This is a genomic window from Gillisella vitis (assembly GCF_021559775.1).
In the GTDB taxonomy this organism is placed as follows: Bacteria; Pseudomonadota; Alphaproteobacteria; order Rhizobiales; family Rhizobiaceae; genus Allorhizobium; species Allorhizobium ampelinum.
Map to the genome: position 1 here is coordinate 1,086,252 of NZ_CP056048.1, position 14,314 is coordinate 1,100,565.

The 14,314-nt window shown below is 57.2% G+C and carries 12 protein-coding genes; 6 read left to right on the forward strand and 6 right to left on the reverse strand.

The window, feature by feature from the left end:
- Window positions 1-3: 3 nt before the first annotated feature.
- From AVCG78_RS21835 to AVCG78_RS21850, 4 genes are all read left to right on the forward strand, one after another.
- Window positions 4-1,923, forward strand: coding sequence for a beta-N-acetylhexosaminidase (locus tag AVCG78_RS21835; RefSeq protein ID WP_071207075.1), 1,920 nt, complete (start codon window positions 4-6; stop codon window positions 1,921-1,923).
- Window positions 1,924-1,934: 11 nt separating this feature from the next.
- Window positions 1,935-3,401, forward strand: coding sequence for a M81 family metallopeptidase (locus tag AVCG78_RS21840; RefSeq protein ID WP_071584524.1), 1,467 nt, complete (start codon window positions 1,935-1,937; stop codon window positions 3,399-3,401).
- A gap of 109 nt (window positions 3,402-3,510) precedes the next feature.
- On the forward strand, window positions 3,511-4,719 hold the full coding sequence (locus AVCG78_RS21845; RefSeq protein WP_071207073.1) for an MFS transporter: 1,209 nt from the start codon (window positions 3,511-3,513) through the stop codon (window positions 4,717-4,719).
- 24 nt (window positions 4,720-4,743) lie between these two features.
- Entirely contained in the window at window positions 4,744-5,499 is a 756-nt protein-coding gene (locus tag AVCG78_RS21850; RefSeq protein WP_071207072.1) for a copper homeostasis protein CutC, read from the forward strand.
- Between the two features lie 4 nt (window positions 5,500-5,503).
- Here AVCG78_RS21850 and AVCG78_RS21855 read toward each other — a convergent pair whose 3' ends face one another.
- Window positions 5,504-5,896, reverse strand: coding sequence for an acyl-CoA thioesterase (locus AVCG78_RS21855; RefSeq protein WP_012654468.1), 393 nt, complete (start codon window positions 5,894-5,896; stop codon window positions 5,504-5,506).
- Window positions 5,897-6,055: 159 nt separating this feature from the next.
- Complete coding sequence (locus AVCG78_RS21860) at window positions 6,056-6,715, reverse strand: TetR/AcrR family transcriptional regulator (protein WP_071207071.1); 660 nt, start codon at window positions 6,713-6,715, stop codon at window positions 6,056-6,058.
- Window positions 6,716-6,944: 229 nt separating this feature from the next.
- Here AVCG78_RS21860 and AVCG78_RS21865 point away from each other — a divergent pair, with 229 nt between their 5' ends.
- On the forward strand, window positions 6,945-9,416 hold the full coding sequence (locus AVCG78_RS21865; RefSeq protein WP_071584523.1) for a beta-glucosidase: 2,472 nt from the start codon (window positions 6,945-6,947) through the stop codon (window positions 9,414-9,416).
- A gap of 8 nt (window positions 9,417-9,424) precedes the next feature.
- Here the strand turns inward: AVCG78_RS21865 and AVCG78_RS21870 are convergent, their stop codons facing one another.
- Both AVCG78_RS21870 and AVCG78_RS21875 read right to left on the reverse strand, forming a co-directional pair.
- Window positions 9,425-10,747 (reverse strand): sensor histidine kinase, encoded by a 1,323-nt coding sequence (locus tag AVCG78_RS21870; RefSeq protein WP_071207069.1) that lies wholly within the window; start codon window positions 10,745-10,747, stop codon window positions 9,425-9,427.
- Window positions 10,744-11,406 (reverse strand): response regulator transcription factor, encoded by a 663-nt coding sequence (locus tag AVCG78_RS21875; RefSeq protein ID WP_071207068.1) that lies wholly within the window; start codon window positions 11,404-11,406, stop codon window positions 10,744-10,746. The genes AVCG78_RS21870 and AVCG78_RS21875 overlap by 4 nt, the downstream gene beginning before the upstream one ends.
- 260 nt (window positions 11,407-11,666) lie before the next feature.
- On the opposite strand from AVCG78_RS21875, the gene AVCG78_RS21880 reads away from it, so the two are divergent.
- Window positions 11,667-11,927, forward strand: a complete 261-nt coding sequence (locus AVCG78_RS21880; RefSeq protein ID WP_071207312.1) for a PepSY domain-containing protein — start codon at window positions 11,667-11,669, stop codon at window positions 11,925-11,927.
- A gap of 253 nt (window positions 11,928-12,180) precedes the next feature.
- Here the strand turns inward: AVCG78_RS21880 and AVCG78_RS21885 are convergent, their stop codons facing one another.
- Window positions 12,181-12,795 (reverse strand): DUF1003 domain-containing protein, encoded by a 615-nt coding sequence (locus AVCG78_RS21885; RefSeq protein WP_234636294.1) that lies wholly within the window; start codon window positions 12,793-12,795, stop codon window positions 12,181-12,183.
- Window positions 12,796-13,009: 214 nt separating this feature from the next.
- Complete coding sequence (gene rhaI / locus AVCG78_RS21890) at window positions 13,010-14,302, reverse strand: L-rhamnose catabolism isomerase (protein WP_071207066.1); 1,293 nt, start codon at window positions 14,300-14,302, stop codon at window positions 13,010-13,012.
- Between the last annotated feature and the right edge of the window lie 12 nt (window positions 14,303-14,314).

The window sequence follows — 14,314 nt, forward strand, 5'->3', positions numbered from 1 at the left end:
GTCATGACTGAAGTCGCTTTTCGTCTGGACAATGCTTGGCATCCTGTCGAGGGCGATGACGGCGGTGGTTTCGTCTTCACCCTCTACAATTTATCCTCTGAGCCCATCAGCGGTTTCAAACTTGCCTATACCGCCTTGACGCGGGTGAAGGACGGCCCGGTCTGCGACAACGCTATTTTCCTGCGGCGCAACGCCAATTTTCACCAGTTTGCACCACCGGAAGGCTTGGTTTTGGCGCCAGGAGCGTGTTGGCGATTTACGGTTCAGGGCCTTTGGCGGCCCGCACGACACCGCACGGATGGCGCAAAATCGGCCTATCTGACACTTGCCGATGGACGTCATGTCGCGGTCGCGGTCGATGATCTGATGTTGCAAGGCCGGGTGAGCGAGCCTGCCCCTGTTCTGTTGCCGAAGGGGGAGGCCAGCAAGCCTTTTTCGCTGTTGCCCTGGCCCGTCGAGGCGAACCTTGCTGCGGGTGATGGTTTTCCGGTGGCGATCTATCCCACCAAGGGTACGGATCTTCCTAGCTTGCAGGCGGTTGAACGGATCAATGCGCTTTACCGGCGGCTGTTTGCGGTTGGCCATGTGCCGTTTTCGCTGGCCCCGGTCGATCAGGGCAAGGCTTTGAAGTTCGCCTATGATCCCGCACTTGGCGCATCCGCCTATCGCCTAGACTTTGCTGAGGAGATTATGCTGTCCTTTGGCGATGAGGCGGGACGGCAATATGGACTGACGGCCTTGGCGCAAATGCTGCATGGAGCAAGACAGGAGCCCGTACAGTTTCGGTTTCCGGCGTCCGGCCAGATCAAGGATGCGCCACGGTATGGTTGGCGCGGCTGCCATCTTGATGTGTCCCGACAATTTTATCCGACGCAGGACGTTCTGCGGCTGATCGACATCATGGCCTGGATGAAGCTGAATATTTTCCACTGGCATTTGACCGATGACGAGGCCTGGCGGTTGGAAATCAAGGCGTATCCGCAACTGACGACACTCGGCGTTCTGCGTGGCCCGGATGAGCCGATGTTGCCGCAGCTTGGCAATGGTGCGGAGCCGGTCGGTGGTTTTTACACCCAGGAGGATGTTGCACACATCGTCGCCCATGCCGCTTTGTTGCATGTCGAAGTCGTGCCTGAGATCGATATTCCCGGTCATAGCACGGCGATCTTGACAGCCTTGCCTGAGCTGGTCGATGGCCAGGAAGCACCTGACAGCTACCGGTCCGTCCAGGGCTATCCGAATAACGCGCTTAACCCGGCCATCGAGCAGACCTATGCGTTTCTCGGCACGGTCTTGGATGAAATGGCGACGCTGTTTCCCTCCGATCTCGTGCATGTCGGCGGCGACGAGGTTGCCGCCAAGACCTGGATGGCCTCGCCACTGGCGAAAAAGCTGATGGAGCAGGAGGGCATTGACGGCACATTCGGGCTGCAAAGCCATTTCATGAAGCGCATTCAGCAGATGTTGAAGGAACGCGGCAAGAAACTGGCTGGCTGGGACGAAGTCTCCCATGGCGGCGGTGTCGATCCGCAGGGAACGCTGCTGATGGCCTGGCAGAAGCCGGAGGTAGGACTGGATCTGGCGCGGCAGGGCTATGACGTGGTGATGACGCCGGGACAGGCCTATTATCTCGACATGGTGCAGGACGAGGCGTGGCAGGAGCCGGGCGCCAACTGGGCCGGCACCGTGCCGCCGCACCATACCTACACCTATGAAGCCGTCGCGGAATTTCCTGAGGAATTAAAGCCGAGGATGCGGGGTGTGCAGGCCTGTATCTGGTCGGAGCATTTCCTGAATAGGGATTACTTCAACCACCTCGTCTTCCCACGCCTGCCAGCTGTTGCCGAGGCCGCCTGGACCCCCAGGGATCAGAAGGACTGGCTGCGGTTTGCAGCGCTCGCGCCGCTGATGCCACGTTTTTAAGGAAATCGGACATGGAATTTCGAATTGCCGTTGGCGGGATTCACACGGAATGCAGCACGTCATCGCCGGTGCTGATGCAGATCGAAGATTTTCGCGTGCTGCGCGGTGGCGATCTCTTAGGTGCCGATTATTTCAGCTTTCTTGGCGCGGATGGGGTGAAGCCTTTGCCCTTGCTGCATGCCCGCGCCGTTCCGGGCGGCCCGGTTTCGCGTCAGACCTATGAGACTTTCAAGGCCGAGTTCCTGGAACGGCTGCAAGCCGCTTTGCCGCTAGACGGGCTCTATCTCGCCATGCATGGTGCCATGAATGTCGAGGGCATGGACGATGCCGAGGGGGACTGGATTTCGGCTGCGCGCGCCGTGGTTGGACCAGATTGTCCTGTTGCGGCGAGCTATGATCTACACGGCAATGTCACCCAAAAAATCATCGATCAGCTGGATATCTTTGCCGGATATCGGACAGCGCCGCATATCGATGTGCGCGAAACCATGGTGCGGGCCTGGGACATGTTGGTAAAGGCGCTGCGGACTGGCGAGACGCCCGGTGTCGCCTGGGCGCCTGTGCCGGTTCTTCTTCCCGGAGAACGAACCTCTACTGAAGACGAGCCAGCCAAAAGCCTTTACTCGCAATTGCCGAAGCATGATCAGCGCTCAGGCATATGGGATACTAATCTGATGGTTGGTTATGTCTGGGCCGACGAGCCCCGCGCCACTGCCTGTGCTGTGGTTACTGGTGTGGATCGAAGCGAGGCGCAAAAGGTGGCTGAAGAGATCGCACAGTCTTACTGGGAGGCGCGCCAAGCCTTCCTGTTCGGCCCGGTAACGGGATCCCTGAATGATATGCTCGACATAGCCGAAACGACCCGGACCCGGCCAATTATTCTCGCTGACTCGGGCGACAACCCCACCGGCGGTGGAGTTGGCGACCGCGCCGATGTCCTGGCGGCATTGATTGCCCGCGATTTCGACGGGGCGGTGATTGGCGGGATTACCGACAAGCCCGCTGTCGATGCCTGTTTTTCTGCGGGCGTGGGGGCGAAATTGGCGCTGAAGGTTGGTGGCTCACTCGATCCGGCGAGCCCGTCTGTTCAGGTTGATTGCGAGGTGCTTCGACTGGATGATCCGGGTGTGGCGATGGAGCGCCAGGCCATCGTCAAAATCGGTGGTATTACCCTTATTCTCGCCAGTAAGCGCAGGCCCTACCACAATCTGGCCGATTTCAACCGGCATGGCATTGATCCGAAAGCGGTGCGGTTGCTGGTGGTAAAGTCTGGCTATCTTTCTCCCGAACTTCAGCCAATTTCCAATCCGAACCTGATGGCGCTAACCGATGGGGTCATCAACCAGGATATCGAGGCCTTGCCGAGCAATCGCCGCAAACAACCGATCTATCCCTTCGTCAAGGATTTCGATTACCAGCCGCAAGCGACGACCTCAGCGCGGTGGACGGGTAGCGCCAATTGTTCAGGGACAGACTGAATCCGCCAGGCTCCCAGGCAAGCTTTAAACGAGAGATCAGCAATCTCCTTCCCCAAAGATGCCGCCAGTGAACCCAGCGGCAGCTTGTTTTTACAAAGATAGCGCGTTCATGCCGCCAGTCCTCTCCATAATCGCCGCCAATCCGGGTATCCGGATTAGCGCGATTGCGATTTTCTTCTTCGGCTTGTCCGGTGCGACCACGGCTCCCTATATGTCGATCATCGGCATACACGAGTTGGGATTGAGCAATGCACATTACTCGCTGCTGATCTTCATCGCGTCCTGCGTCAATGTCGCCGCCAGCGTTGCCGTGGGGATATTGGCCGACAGGCTTGGACATTTTCGTATACCGATGGTGATTGTCAGCCTGTTTGGCGTGGTCGGTTATGGGGTGGTGTTCCTCGAACCGAACCAGATCATCTTCGTTGGTTCCGCGCTTCTGTTGCTGCCGGTTTACAACGCATTGAATTCGCTGATATTTGCCAATGTGCGTGCCGCATCCAAGGATATGCCGGTGCGTGAGTTGATTGCGGTCAATTCCGGCGTGCGGGCCGTTATCTCGGCCTCCTGGGTCTTGGTGCCCGGCCTAGTCGGTTTCTTTCTGGCAGGTCAGAAAAGCATGTTGCCTGCCTTTCTGTTTGCCAGTCTCGGCGGGCTTGCCTGCTTCGTGCTGTTTCTGGTCTGGTTACCGAAGGCGGAGGCACGGGCCGAACCCTCCGCAAGTCTGGCGTTTTTTTCATCCTTGTCGAAAATCGCTTCGCCAGGATTATTGTTGCGGCTTGGCGCCATCGCGCTGATCACCGCCATGCTGCAAATGAACGGCGTCGTGCTGCCCCTAGTCATGACCGGGCCAGCACATGGCACGACCGGCGATGTCGGTATTATCGTCGGTATCGTTGCCTTTCTGGAAATCGTCTTCATTCTGTTCTGGGGCTGGGTGGAGCGCAAAACCTCCAGTGTGGCGACGCTTGTTGCCGGTTCGCTGATCTATTGCGTCTATCTGCTGGGCCTCGGCCTCGCCTCGCGGCCAGAACATGTCTATCTGCTCTCCGGCATTGCGGGTTTCGGGGCGGCGGCGATTATCAGTGTGCCGATTACCTATCTGCAAAACCTGATTGCCGATCGAGCCGGACTTGGTAGCTCGCTTATTGCGGTGAATATCTTCCTGAGCGGTGGATTGAACTCGCTGCTCTTTGCTTTCGGCACCGGGGTCAGCAATTATTCAGGCACGGCAATGCTCGGTGCCCTGGCTGGCTTCTGCGGTATTTTGCTGTTGCTGATACTGGAAAAGCCACGGTCCTTCAGGGGCGCTCAATGACCGGAATACAGAGAAGAGAGCATCATGGCAGAACGTGAACCAGAAAAGAACGATAGCGGTTTGCTGGAAGTCTGCGTCGATTCCGTTGCGGGGCTGGAGGCGGCGATTGCCGGTGGCGCTGACCGGATTGAGCTTTGCGCTGCCCTTGACTGCGGGGGGCTGACGCCGACGTCAGGTCTGATGCAGCGCGCCGCTCAGGCGCCGATCCCGGTTTTTGCGATGATCCGGCCACGGGCAGGTAGTTTCGTGTTCTCAACCGATGAGGTCGCCGTCATGGTGGCGGATATCAAAGCCGCGCGGCAGGCAGGGTTATCCGGTGTCGTGCTTGGGGCGTCTCTGCCTGATGGACGGCTGAACCTCGAGGTGCTTGGCAAACTTACGGCGGTCGTATCTGGCCTCGCCATGACATTGCACCGAGCTTTCGATCTTGTGCCGGACTTTGAGCAAGCGCTGGAGCAGGCGATTGCGCTCGGATTTGGCCGAATTCTCACGTCCGGTGGCGCGCAATCGGTGGTCGCCGGTTTCGATCGGCTGACATCGCTTTCAAGGGCGGCAGATGGCCGGATCGTCATCATGCCCGGCGGCGGGTTGAGGCCTGATCGCATCGCGCCGTTCTGGCAGGCAGGCCTGCGGGAGTTTCACGCCTCTTGCAGCGTACCGATCGAGGCTGATCCCGTTCTGGTCGAGTTTGGTTTTGCCAGGGCAGGGCAGATGCAAACCGACAGCGATGTGGTCCGCAGACTTGCCGAGGCAATCGGAAAGTGCCGCACTCTGCCCTGATGGGTTATACAGCTTCCGGTTCTACCTGGCGCGGCGCGCCTTTTTCGTCCAGCGCCACCATGATGAAATGGGCGTCTGTGACCTTTTGGCGCTCCTGCGTAAACTGCCGGCGGACCCAGCATTCGACATAGAGTGTCATGGAGGTGCGACCGACGTGGCTGATGGATGTGTAGATGCACACGGTATCACCGACTTTGACCGGGCGTTTGAAGCTAACTTCCTTGACCGCCGCCGTGACCGTGCGGCCTTTCGCACGCTCGGAAGAGCGGATGCCAGCGGCTGCGTCCATCTGTGCCAAAACCCAGCCACCAAAAATATCTCCGGCGGGATTGGTATCGGCTGGCATGGCAAGTGTGCGTAATGTCAATTCGCCCTGGGGCTCGTCAATCTCAGTCATTGTCTTCCAACTTTCGCCTAGAGGATGGTGGACTCTGCGCTATCGCCGCAATCCTCCATCTAATCGAAATGAGAAATAGGCTCTCAGGGGGGAAAGGTCGAGAGCGCAGGCATGCGCCAGCGACACTGCGGCTTTGCCGAAAAGCTTTACCTTCCGATTTTACGGCTTTTCAGCGACCTCAATCGACGCGATCAGCCGCGCGACATAAGCGGAAAACAGGACGCCCATATCTGTACTGTCGGGCAGCCGCAGCCAGAGCATTTGCAAGCCGTCCATCAGGCCGATAATTTCCGTTGCTATCCCTTGGGGATCTATGTCGGATTTGATCTCATGATTCAGAATGCCTTCTGCAAAGATACTGGCCAGTTTGTGGCGCAGTTGCAGGCTACGTTTGTGAAACCACGCCTGGGCCGGGTGCCCTGCAAGCAGGCTTTCGGCGTTAAGGATCGAAAATGCCCGCACAACCCCCTCCGATTGCATGTTTTGGTTGGTGACCTCAACCAATAGGCCGAGGAAATCGCGCCAATGCGGGGTTTTCTTGTTTAAGTCCGGCGCTGTCTCTTTGTCTCGCCGTTCCAGGATCGCCAGGAGAAGGTCAACCTTGGTCGGAAAATAATGCAGAAGACCAGGAAGAGACAGGCCGACATCCTCAGCAATGTCTGCGATTGCAGCATTTTGAAAGCCATCCTTGGCAAAACGGTTGAGTGCAGCCTGCAGAATTTCTTCTCGCCGCGCGGCCCCTTTCACCGAATTCCGGCGGCGGCCTGCGACCGTATCGACGGGAGGTAGGCCTGCATCGGATATGTCCTGTCTTGCCATTTATCTCACTTTCAGGTTGCATCGCATGCCTTCCTTAGAGCTTGTCTTGGGAAAAGTGGAACCCAATTTTCTGAAAAGACAAACGAAAACGTAAGAGGCCAAGGGTGATGGCTCAATCCGAACCTGATCGCCTTTGGAGCTCAATCGAAAACCGGGTGAAGGCAGACAGGATCTCTTGCGAGAAATAATAATACCGAGTAGTTGGTAGGTAAATAGGGAGGAGTATCACATGATCGACAGTCTGCTTGATGAGATGACCCTTGAGGAGCAGGTTTCCGTGCTATCAGGTGCGGATTTCTGGACCACTGTGCCGGTGGAGCGGCTCGGTATTCCAAAGATCAAGGTGACTGACGGGCCAAACGGCGCGCGCGGCGGCGGGTCATTGGTTGGCGGCGTCAAGGCGACTTGCTATCCCGTTGCGATTGCGCTCGGTGCCACCTGGAACCCGGCGCTCATCGAGGCGGTGGGTGTCTCTTTGGCGGGACAGGTGAAGAGCAAGGGCGCGAGCGTCCTTCTTGCGCCAACTGTCAATATCCATCGGTCCGGGTTGAACGGGCGCAATTTCGAATGCTATTCCGAAGACCCGATGCTGACGGCGGCTTTGGCTGTTGCTTATATCAAAGGCGTGCAGAGCCAGGGTGTGGCGGCCACGATCAAGCATTTCGCCGGCAATGAATCCGAGATCGAACGGCAGACGATGTCCTCGGATATCGATGAACGCGCCTTGCGCGAAATCTATCTTCTGCCCTTCGAACAGGCGGTGAAAAAGGCGGGTGTTATGGCGGTTATGTCCTCCTATAACCGGCTGAACGGTACCTATACAAGCGAACATAACTGGTTGTTGACGGATGTGCTGCGTGAGCAATGGGGCTTTGACGGCATTGTCATGTCCGACTGGTTCGGCTCCCATTCTACATCCGAATCCGTCAATGCAGGGCTTGATCTGGAAATGCCTGGTCCAACTCGTGATCGTGGTGAAAAGCTGGTGCAGGCGGTTCGCGACGGCACCGTCAGGCCAGAAACGGTGCGCGAAGCGGCGGGGCGCATTCTCACTCTGCTGGAGCGTGTCGGGGCGTTTTCGTCCGCGCCTGACCTGTCCGAACATGCCGAGGATCTTCCCGCTGATCGGGCGTTAATCCGCAAAATTGGCGCTGAAGGTGCGGTCCTTCTGAAGAATGACAACATCCTGCCGTTGGAAAAAGCTTCCCTGAAGCGTGTCGCGGTTATTGGTCCAAATGCGGCTGTTGCCCGGGTGATGGGCGGCGGCAGCGCCCAGATCAATGCACATTATACAATCAGCCCGCTTGAGGGCATTCGCGCGGCTCTGCAAGGCACTGCTGATGTGCAGCACAGTGTGGCCTGCGGCAATAGCCGGTTGGTCAAGCTGTTTTCGCAGCCGGTCACTGTCGAGTATTTCAAGGGCGTCAATTGTCAGGGTACTCCTGTTGCAACGGAAGCGGTGCAGACAGGGGAGTTTTTCTGGTTCGAACTGCCATCGCCGGATCTGTCTCTGACGGATTTCTCGGTGCGGTTCACCGGCACCTTCACGCCGCAGGAGGATGGTCCACATTTGCTAGGCATGACCAATTCGGGTCTTGCCAAGCTGTATGTCGATGGGGAACTGGTGATCGACGGTTATACCGATTGGAAGCGCGGCGAAAATTTTTTTGGCACGGCCAATGATGAAATTCGGCACTCGGTGGAGATGAAGGCTGGCCGTAGCTACGCGATCAAAGTTGAATACCTGTCGCCACCGCCAGAGGAATACGGCATCCATATCACCGCGATCCGTTTCGGCATCGAGAAAATTCTCGGTGAAGACGCGATGGTGGAAGCAGTAGAATGTGCAAGAGGCGCGGATGTGGCATTGCTCTTTGTTGGGCGCGAGGGGCAATGGGATACGGAAGGTCTCGATCTGCCCGATATGCGCCTGCCGGGCCGTCAGGAAGAATTGATCGAGCGCGTTAGCGCCGTCAATCCGAATTGCGTTGTTGTGCTGCAAACCGGTGGCCCCGTTGAAATGCCTTGGTTGGAAAAGGTCAAGACGGTGCTTCAGGTCTGGTATCCAGGCCAGGAACTTGGCAATGCGGTGGCCGATATGCTGTTTGGCGATCAGGAACCGGGCGGGCGTCTACCGCAAACGTTTCCAAAGCAGTTGTCGGATAACTCCGCCATCACAAATGACCCGTCGATCTATCCCGGCAAGGATGGCCATGTGCGTTATGAGGAAGGTGTCTTTGTCGGTTACCGTCATCACGACAGCCGTAACGTCGAGCCGCTTTTTCCCTTCGGGTTCGGGCTTGGCTATACTAGTTTTGAGTGGGATGAGCCAAAGGCCTCCGCGTCCGAAATGACGGAATCCGGCGTGACAGTCTCCGTCAGGGTCTCCAATACCGGAAAACGTGCGGGGTCCGATGTGGTGCAGCTTTATGTCCAAGCACCTGTCTCTGGCGTTGAACGTCCATTGAAGGAGTTGCGGGCCTTCGCCAAGATTGCCCTGGAGCCAGGTGAAAGCGGCGAAGTGACCCTTGAAATCAACCCGCGCGACCTGAGTTATTACGATGTCGATGCAGCGGCATTCCGGGCGGTAGCGGGTCAGTATCGGCTACTAATCGGTGCCCATGCCCAGGACATCCGCAGCACCATTACCATAGCTAATCCGCAGGACTGGCTTGGCGCTGTTGGCGACAGGACGATCTAATCGGTGGCTTAAATCCTTATCCGGGCTTCAAATCCATCCTGTCGCCCGCTGGCGGGCGACAGGATATCAAAACGGGCATTCATCTGCTCTGCCAAACGCTCGATAATCGACAAGCCGAGGCCCGATCCGGGCGTGGTGGCATTGGCACGTTGGAAGCGTTTTCGGATGGCTATCAATTGTTCGGGTGGCAAAACCGGTGAACCGTTGACGACGCGGATCGTGCCGTCTTCGCCAAGCGTCACCTCAACTGGCGCGCCCTGTGTTCCATGTCGCACAGCATTCTCGATCATGTTACGGATGACGATGGCAAAGGCGTCTTCGCTGACGGCGCGTGGCAAGGTTGCTGTTGGCGGGTGTCGATAAACAATGGCATTTCCCGTGGCGCGCTGGAAATCCTCCACGACAAGATCGAGCACGGGTACCAGATCGACAGGCTGCCCGGTCGAGCCGATGCCCGCTTCTGCACGAGACAATTGCAACAGTTTTTCCGCCAGGCTGGCAAGCTTTTGCAGCGAGGCTTCAACCTGACTTGCCCGGGCGCGGGCTTCCTGCTCCTTCAACTGGGACAGCATCAATTGCGTCTGCGCCAGAGCGCCGGCAATGGGGGTGCGCAATTCGTGGGCACTATTGGCGGTAAATTCGCGCTCGGCGTCCAAAGCGGCCCGCAATCGGGTGAGCAGAAGATTGACGGAACGTCCTATGGGCTGCAATTCCTTGGGCAGCGGGCTAAGGTCGATTTCCACCAGATTGCCGTGGTCCTTCCCGCTGATTTCCTGCCGAAACTGTTCAACGGGAAGCAGGGAACGGCGGATGATCAGCCAGGCGGCTAAAACGCTGAGGGGGACGAGCGCAATCACTGGCAGCAACATGGCAAGACCTGCCGCAAGGGCAGAGATATGCCGGTGTTTCATCGAGTCGGCCACCTGAACGATGATCGTGTCGCTGACCGCTGTGGTCGTATAGATCCGGTATTTGTCGTTTTGCCAGAAACCGGGTGTCAGCGGCGCTGGCAGCGGGGCTGCTGCCTCGGTATGGGAGTGCATCAGCACGCGACCGCTGGCGTCCCTCACCTGATAGATCAGATATCCATCGGAATTGGGATCGACAGTGCTGAGGATTTGCACGGGGCTTTTCAGCGGGTCGCGCTGCATGATGTCATCGACGACCAATGGCAAAAGCCTGTCGCCGGTCTCCTGCAGGGCGCTGTCGAAAATCTCGCCAAATTCAGCCTGCATGACAATGGCGCCACAGCTTGCTGCCACCAGCCAAAGCACGGTAATCGCAGCGGAAAGCCACAGGAGAAGTTTGCGGGTCATGCTTGGCTTGGTCATGCCGCCCCCGCAATGCTGTAGCCAACGCCGCGGACCGTTAGCAAGCGATCCTTGCCGATTTTCTTGCGCAGCCGACTGACATAGACTTCCACCGTATTGCTTTCGATTTCCGATCCGAACGCATAAAGGGCTTCCTCGATACGGGATTTGGAGACCACAGCGCCAGGCCGTGCCAAAAGCGCATCCAGCACCGCCCATTCCCGGCTGGAGAGGCTAATGGCCTCGGCACCATCGGCAATACGCCGCTCGGTGGGATTGATTTCCAATGTGCCGATGCGAATGATTGGATTTGGCTTTGCGGCGTAGCGGCGCGCAACAGCCAATATGCGCGCCGTCAACTCATCGAGATTGAAGGGCTTGACCAGATAATCGTCAGCGCCAGAGTTGAGGCCCTCGATCCGATCCGAGATCTGGTCATGAGCTGTGAGGATGATGAGTGGGGTTACGTCGCCATGCTCGCGCAACCTTTTCAGAAAGTCGATGCCGTTGCCGTCAGGCAAACGCAGGTCAAGCAGGATCAGGCCATAGGCAACGGTTCTCGTGCAGGCCTCAGCGTCCTGTAGCCCCTTCATCCAGTCCACAGCATGACCGGCTGCCCCGACATGATCGCGAATGGCCTGACCCAGAACTGCATCATCCTCTACCAGCAATACCCGCATGTGTGTCTCCGATCAGAACGGCAGAGGCGCAAGACGCCCGAAATAAAAAGCTTTTGACGTTCTTTATGACACCTAGCTTAAGCGGGTCGAAATTTCAGAAAAATCTTGGTAGGCTGCACACAGCGGATCTTCAGCTTGGTGTCAGCGCAACCGACGATAAAGGGCAGTCGCGTTGATAAACGGCATTTTCTACGTTCGTTATCTGCGTGCGGCGACAGTTCCCCGAAGCCGTTGATGGGTTGGTAGACAGAAGGGTCGATATGAAGATTGTGCTGATTGCCTTGTCTATCACTGTGGCTCTGGCAGGCACGGTTCTGGCTGAGGAAAAATGCGCGGTGCCGCTGAAAGAATGGCAACCCCGAGAGAGTTTGCAGAGAAAGCTTGAAGGAGAGGGCTGGAATGTTCGCTCTATCAGGAGTGGCGACGGGTGCTATGAGGCCCACGCTGTCGATTCCAGCGGCAACGCAGTCGAAGCTTATTTCGATCCGAAAACGTTTAAGCCGATTGACCAGAAAGACTGAGCGCTTTGATACGGTCATCTATCGCCCCATTCCATAGCGGAACAACAAAATTGGGCAAAAAAAAGCGCCGCGTTTTGAGGCGCGGCGCTAAAGCAATTCCCGAAGTCGAGGGGACTTCTTCGGGCGGCCACAGGTTGGGCGAATGGATCTCAGAATGGCAGAGGGGACGCCGGAGGAAGATCCATTCCCTGTGAGAAACAATGTAGAACCAGTTTCTTACCTTAATATTAAATAAATCTAATAAATTGGAGTCTCATATATCTTTTTTGGAAATCCGGCCCTCGAGCAGGTCGATCTGTATCTGCTGCAACTCGGCCAAGCGCGCCCATTGATGGGCCATCTGGTGGTCGATCTTTTCATGCAATTGGCGGATTTCCAGTTCGGCGCGCAAGTTGATCATGTAATCGTTCTCCGCCCGCTGCCGATCCTTTTCCTCCTGGCGCTTCTGGCTCATCATGATGATTGGCGCCTGCATTGCGGCGACACAGGACAGCAGCAGGTTCAGGAGGATGTAGGGATAGGGGTCAAAAGGCTGAAGAAATAGCCCGATAGAGTTGATTGCCATCCAGGTGACGAGGATGATGGAAAAGATGATGATGAATCGCCACGAACCGCCAAAAGAGGCGACAGCATCCGAGGCGCGATCGCCAAACCGGGTGGGCCGTTCGATCTCCGCCGCCGCAGTCTGAACCGTGGAAACATCGCGGCCAAGATCGGCGATCACGCGCCGGTCAAGGTCCGAAAGTTCGCCGCGTTCTTCCTGAAGCAGTTTTTCGACCCGCTGGCGACGCAATGCTGACAGGTCGTCATCGCAGATCCGGGCATCGGCGGCCAACGGGCCGCATTGCGCCTCGATCAATTCTATCAACGAAGATCGCATTGAGTTGACGGCATGCAAATGCCTTGGCGGAACGGTTTTATGACAGAGGCAGCATTGATGCGACTGATGGCTGGACGCGGGAGAAATGTTGGACACGCAGGGCTCCGACAGAAAAGACCGGGCGCGACAAAATTGCCGCCCCAGCCCCCTGATGCATAGCTTCAAAACTCACTGGAACCAAGAACCGTTTGTGAGCATGCAACTATACGATGCCGCCAGAGCCTCCTTTGACCGCTGGCCGTTCTGCCGAAACTTTGGCGCGGTAACCGGAAGCACGATAAGCCGCGACCGGGTCGATTGCGCCGCCTGCGTCCAGCCGGGCCTTTGCCAGGATCGGCTCCACATCGGTGCGATAGGCGCGCTTCAGTGTTTCGGTTGCCATCAGCGCATCATTATCGTTCTGATAGCCGTCCAGAGCGGCGCGGTCCACCAGCAGGGTCTGGGCGTATGCACGGCGGATTTCGTTGGCGCTGGCGATCAGGCTTTCAATCGGATCGGTCACATTGTGCGACTGGTCGATCATATGGGCCGGGTGAAAGCCTTCGACGCCTCGATACTGCGCATCCACCAGCTCGTTGAACACCAGAAATAGGCGGTAAGGTTCGATGGAACCGGCGTCCAGATCGTCGTCGCCATATTTCGAGTCGTTGAAGTGGAAGCCTCCCAGTTTACCGAACTGGATTAGCCGCGCCACGATCATTTCAATATTGGTATTGGGCGCGTGGTGACCAAGATCGACAAGGCACTGTGCCTTCGGCCCCAGCGTCTGGGCAATCAGGTAGTTGGTGCCCCAATCCTGAACGATGGTGGAGTAGAAGGCCGGTTCATACATCTTGTGTTCGGAAAATAGCCGCCAATCATCCGGCAGCGTTTTGTAGATTTCGGCCATCGACGCGAGATAGCGCTCGAATGACTTGGTAAAATTGCTCTGGCCGGGAAAGTTGGAGCCGTCGCCAACCCAGACGGTCAGAGCTTTCGAGCCAAGCTGATCGCCAAGTTCGATACATTCGATATTGTGCTCGATGGCCTGTTGCCGTGTTGCGGCGTCAACATGGCTGAGTGACCCGTATTTGTAGGAATGGACCTGATCAATGGCGTCCGAAAACGTGTTGGAGTTCATGGCGTCGAAGCCAAGGCCAAGAGTTGCGGCCTTGGCTGTCAATTCCTTCGGATCGGCCTTGTCCCATGGGATATGCAGCGAGACTTTCGGTGTGGCACGGGTCAATTGCTGGATGACGCCGCAATCGTCGAGCTTGTCGAAGATATGACGCGGTTCTCCCAGTCCTGGAAAGCGGGCAAAACGGGTGCCGCCGGTGCCGACCCCCCAGGAGGGGACGGCGACGAAAAACTCGGAAACGGATTTGGTGACGGCGTCGATGTCGATATTGCTGCGCGCCAGCTTTTCGCCAAGCGCCGTATAGTCTGACGTTAGCGCGCTTGCCCTCTTGTCATTGTCTGCGGCAACCGCGTCCGCAGTGATGTTCAGGTCTGTCATGCTTTCCTCCCA